This window comes from Nonomuraea sp. NPDC001684, from assembly GCF_053596515.1.
The window spans coordinates 1-4,700 of sequence record NZ_JBSFGJ010000596.1 but is presented as its reverse complement, the minus strand read 5'-3'; the positions used below and the strand labels follow the sequence as shown (position 1 = coordinate 4,700).

The 4,700-nt window shown below is 70.9% G+C and carries 4 protein-coding genes; all 4 read right to left on the bottom strand.

The genetic code is table 11. The features are described from left to right. Positions 1–1,878, bottom strand: a 1,878-nt coding sequence (locus ACWCSD_RS48075) for an ABC transporter ATP-binding protein (RefSeq protein ID WP_449925755.1), incomplete at its 3' end; no start/stop codon positions are given. After that, positions 1,875–3,611, bottom strand: a complete 1,737-nt coding sequence (locus ACWCSD_RS48070; RefSeq protein WP_449925752.1) for an ABC transporter ATP-binding protein — start codon at positions 3,609–3,611, stop codon at positions 1,875–1,877. The genes ACWCSD_RS48075 and ACWCSD_RS48070, both read right to left, overlap by 4 nt. Further along, on the bottom strand, positions 3,611–4,234 hold the full coding sequence (locus ACWCSD_RS48065) for a TetR/AcrR family transcriptional regulator (protein ID WP_397166552.1): 624 nt from the start codon (positions 4,232–4,234) through the stop codon (positions 3,611–3,613). The genes ACWCSD_RS48070 and ACWCSD_RS48065 overlap by 1 nt, the downstream gene beginning before the upstream one ends. A 69-nt stretch (positions 4,235–4,303) precedes the next feature. Then, a partial coding sequence (locus ACWCSD_RS48060; RefSeq protein WP_449925748.1) for a hypothetical protein occupies positions 4,304–4,700 on the bottom strand: 397 nt, incomplete at its 5' end.

Here is a 4,700-nt window from a genome sequence, read left to right as displayed (position 1 = left end):
GTCTTGGTCGTCTTCTTCGCCGAGTCGGACGTCGCCGTCCATGACCAGAATGAGGCTGGCGTCGCGGATCGTGGACAGGCGGTGGGCGATCACGAAGCTGGTCCGGCCCTCGCGCAGCGAGCTCATCGCCCGCTGGATGAGCACCTCGGTACGGGTGTCGACCGAGCTGGTGGCCTCGTCCAGGATGAGGATCGCCGGCTCGGACAGGAACGCGCGGGCGATCGTGATGAGCTGCTTCTCACCCGCGCTGACCGTGGCGCCCTCCTCGTCGATCACCGTGTCGTACCCGTCGGGCAGCGTGTGGGCGATGCGGTCGACGTGGGCGGCGCGGGCGGCGGCCTCGATGCGCTCGCGGGTGGCGCCCTCGGCCCCGTAGCCGATGTTCTCGGCGATCGTGCCGCCGAACAGCCAGGTGTCCTGGAGCACCATGCCGATGTCGGCGCGCAGCTCCTCCCTGGACATCTCGGCCGTGTCGACGCCGTCGAGGGTGATGCGGCCGCCGGTCACCTCGTAGAACCGCATGATGAGGTTGACCAGGGTCGTCTTGCCCGCTCCCGTGGGGCCGACGATGGCCACGGTCTGGCCGGGCTCCACGGTCAGCGACAGGTTCTCGATCAGCGGCCGGTCGGGGGCGTAGCGGAAGGAGACGTTCTCGAACGCCACGCGCCCCCGCAGCTCGGCGGGACGGGCGGGCTCGGCCGGCTCGGCCGACTGCTCGGGGGCCTCCAGCAGCTCGAAGACCCGCTCGGCCGAGGCGACGCCCGACTGGACGAGGTTCGCCATGCCGGCCACCTGGGTCAGCGGCTGGCTGAACTGCCGGGAGTACTGGATGAACGCCTGCACGTCGCCCAGCGAGATCGCGCCCGAGGCCACCTTGAACCCGCCCACGACGGCGACCAGCACGTAGTTGACGTTGCCGATGAACATCATCGCCGGCTGGATGAGCCCGGAGATGAACTGGGCGCGGAAGCTGGAGGCGTACAGGGCCTGGTTGTGCTCCTCGAAGGTGGCGACGGCCTCCTGCTGGCGGCCGAAGATCTTGACCAGGGTGTGGCCGCCGTACATCTCCTCGATGTGGCCGTTGAGCTTGCCGGTGGACGACCACTGCTTGACGAACTGCGGCTGCGACCGCTTGCCGACGACGGTGGTGACGTAGACCGACACGGGCACCGTGACCAGGGCGATGAGCGCCAGGATCGGCGAGATCCAGAACATCACCACCAGCACGCCCACGACGGTCAGCACCGAGGAGATGAGCTGGCTCATGGTCTGCTGGAGGGTCTGGGCGATGTTGTCGGTGTCGTTGGTGGCGCGGCTGAGGATCTCGCCGCGCGGCTGGCCGTCGAAGTAGCTGAGCGGCAGCCGCCCCAGCTTGGCCTCGATCCGCTCGCGCAGCCGGGACGCCGCCCGCTGGACGATGGTCGTCGTGAGCCGGAACTGCGCGATGCCGAGCAGCGCCGCCACCACGTAGATGGCCAGCACCCAGCCCAGGACGTGGGCCAGGGCGGTGAAGTCGATGCCCTGGCCGGGCACGACGTTCATCGAGGCGACCATGTCGGCGAAGTTGTCCTCGCCCTTGGCGCGCAGGCCCGCCACGGCCTGCTCCTTGGTGAGCCCGGGGGTCAGCCGGGCGCCGATGATGCCGGAGAAGATCAGGTCGGTGGCGTGGCCGAGGATCTTGGGCCCGGTGACGGTGAGCGCGACGCTGGCCGTGCCGAGCGCCAGCACGACGCCGAGCATCGCGCGTTCGGGCCGCAGCAGGCGCAGCAGCTTGCGCAGCGTGCCGCCGAAGTCGAGCGCCTTCTCGGCCGGGCCGGCCATCATCCGGCCCGGCCCGAAGGCGGGCTGCGGGCGGCGCGCGGGAGCCTGGGCGGTCATGCCGCGGCCTCCTGTTCGGTGAGCTGGGACAGCACGATCTCGCGGTAGGTCGGGCAGGTCTCCATGAGCTCGGCGTGGTCGCCGCTGCCCACCACCCGCCCCTCGTCGAGCACGAGGATGAGGTCGGCGTCGCGGATCGTGTTCACCCGCTGGGCGACGATGACGATCGTGGCGTCGGCGATCTCCTCGGCCAGGGCGGCCCGCAGGCGGGCGTCGGTGGCGTAGTCGAGGGCGGAGAAGGAGTCGTCGAACAGGTAGATCCCGGGCCGGTGGACGAGGGTCCTGGCGATGGCCAGGCGCTGGCGCTGGCCGCCGGAGACGTTCGTGCCGCCCTGGGAGATCGGCTCGTCCAGGCCGCCGGGCATCGCCTCGACGAACTCGCGGGCCTGGGCGATCTCCAGGGCCCGCCACAGCTCCTCGTCGGTGGCGCCGGGCCGGCCGTAGCGCAGGTTGGAGGCCACGGTGCCGGAGAACAGGTAGGGCGACTGCGGGACCAGGCCGACCGCGCGGGACAGCGCCGCCGGGTCGAGGTCGCGGACGTTGACGCCGTCCACCAGCACGTCGCCGGCGGTCGCGTCGAACAGCCGCGGGACGAGGTTGAGCAGCGTGGTCTTGCCGCTGCCGGTGCTGCCGATGATCGCGGTGGTCCGGCCCGGCCGCGCGGCGAAGCTCACCCCGCACAACACCGGGTCCTCGGCGCCCGGGTAGCGGAAGTCGACCGACCGCAGCTCCAGCTCGCCCCGGTGGCCGTCGGGCGTGACGGGGTTCGCGGGCGGGTGGACGGTCGGGTCGGTGCCGAGCACGTCCTCGATGCGCTCGGCGCAGACCTCGGCGCGCGGGATCATCATGAACATGAACATGGCCATCATCACCGACATCAGGATCTGCATCAGATAGGAGATGACCGCGGTCAGCGCGCCGACCTGCATGGTGCCGTCGGCGATGCGGTGGCCGCCGAACCAGATGACGGCGACGCTGGAGACGTTCACGACCAGCATGACCGAGGGGAACATCAGCGCCATCAGCCGGCCGACCCGCAACGAGACGTCGGTGAGCCGGTCGTTGGCCACGCCGAAGCGCTCGCGCTCGTGCCGGTCGCGGACGAACGCCCGGATGACCCGGATGCCGGTGATCTGCTCGCGCAGCACCTGGTTGATCCGGTCGATGCGCTCCTGCATGGTGCGGAACAGCGGCCGCATCCGCCAGACGACCAGGCCGACGATGACGATCATCACCGGCAGCACGACGAGCAGCAGCGACGACAGCGCGGTGTCCTGACGCAGCGCCAGCACGATGCCGCCGACGCACATGATCGGCGCGGCCACCATCATCGTGAACGTCATCAGCACGAGCAGCTGCACCTGCTGCACGTCGTTGGTGGTCCGGGTGATCAGCGACGGCGCCCCGAACCTGTTCACCTCCTGCGCCGAGAAGCCCTGCACGCGGTGGAAGATCGCGGCGCGCAGGTCGCGGCCCAGGGCCATCGACGTCCTGGCGCCGTAGTAGACCGCCACGATCGAGCAGACGATCTGGACGAGCGTCACGCCGAGCATCACCAGCCCGACGCGCATGATGTAACCGGTGTCGCCGGTGATGACGCCGTGGTCGATGATGTCGGCGTTGAGTGTGGGGAGATAGAGCGTGGCCAGTGTCTGCACGAACTGGAAGAGGACCACGAGGGTGATCTCCTTCCCGTACGGCCTGAGCTGGACCCGCAGCAGGCGCAGCAGCATCAACGGACGCTTTCTGTGATGGGGGTGCGGTAGGAGGGCAGCAGCAGCCCGTCGAGCAGGACGGAGACGAGCTCCTCGTCGTCCATGTCGCCGAAGTCGTCGGACAGGCCGAAACCGCGGTGGACGCTCACCGAGACGAGCATGAGCAGCAGTTGCGCCGTGGCCATGGGCGAGCGGCGCAGATGGTCGCGGTCGGGCTCGACGAGGGCGGCGATCGCGGCGGTGATGCGGGCCCGGCTGTCCAGCATGTGCTCGCGGAACTCGGCGTCCTCGGCCATGAGCTCGCGGGGCACGGCGAAGATGTTGACGTTGGCCTTCATGCCGGCCCGCAGCAGCGCCGCCACCTCACGCAGCCGGGCGCGCAGCCCGGCGGTGGCGCCGATGGCGGCGAGCGCTTCCTCGGCCGGACGGGGGTCGAACGCGCTCATCAGGGCCGCGCGCAGCAGCGTGGCCTTGTCGGGGAAGACGCCGAAGATCGTGCCCTCGGCCACGCCCGCGGCCTCGGCGATCTGGCGGGTGCTGACGGCGGTGCCGTGCGCGCGCAGCAGGGGGACGGTGGCCTCGATGAGGGCGGCACGGCGGTCTTCGGGCGCCATCGCGGGCACCCGTCGCCTCTTGGTCATGCGGACGAGCGTAATGAGTGAGTACTCGCTCGTTCAAATCATTATTTGCCGGACATGTGGATCGGCAGGTCAGCCCGCCGGCTTGTCGTCGGCCAGGTTCTTGAGCCACACGCCGGCGCCCCGCATGAGCACGTCCAGCTCACGGCGCAGTTCGGCGTTCTCGCGGCGCAGCCAGAGCAGCTCGTCCCGCTCCTCCAGGGAGAGCACGCCCGTTTCCGCCGGCTGGACCGGCCGCGGGTGGTGGCGGCCCTCGGGGGCCGGGTCGTGCGTGCGGAACGCGTCCTCCCAGGGGCCGAGGACGTCGGCGGCGGCCGGGGCGGGCCCGGCCACCGGGGCCGGGGCGGGGCTCGTGGCGGCGGTCGTGGCGGGGGGCGCGGCGCCGTGGGCACCGTGTTCCCCGAGGGCACGCAGGTCGAGTCGGTCGGCACCGGCGAGGACCGCGTCCTGATCAACTTCTCGGGCCCGC

Coding starts and splice junctions, on each gene's coding strand:
- ACWCSD_RS48065 (WP_397166552.1), bottom strand. CDS start 4,234: ATGACCAAGAGGCGACGGGTGCCCGCGATGGCGCCCGAAGACCGCCGT.
- ACWCSD_RS48070 (WP_449925752.1), bottom strand. CDS start 3,611: ATGCTGCTGCGCCTGCTGCGGGTCCAGCTCAGGCCGTACGGGAAGGAG.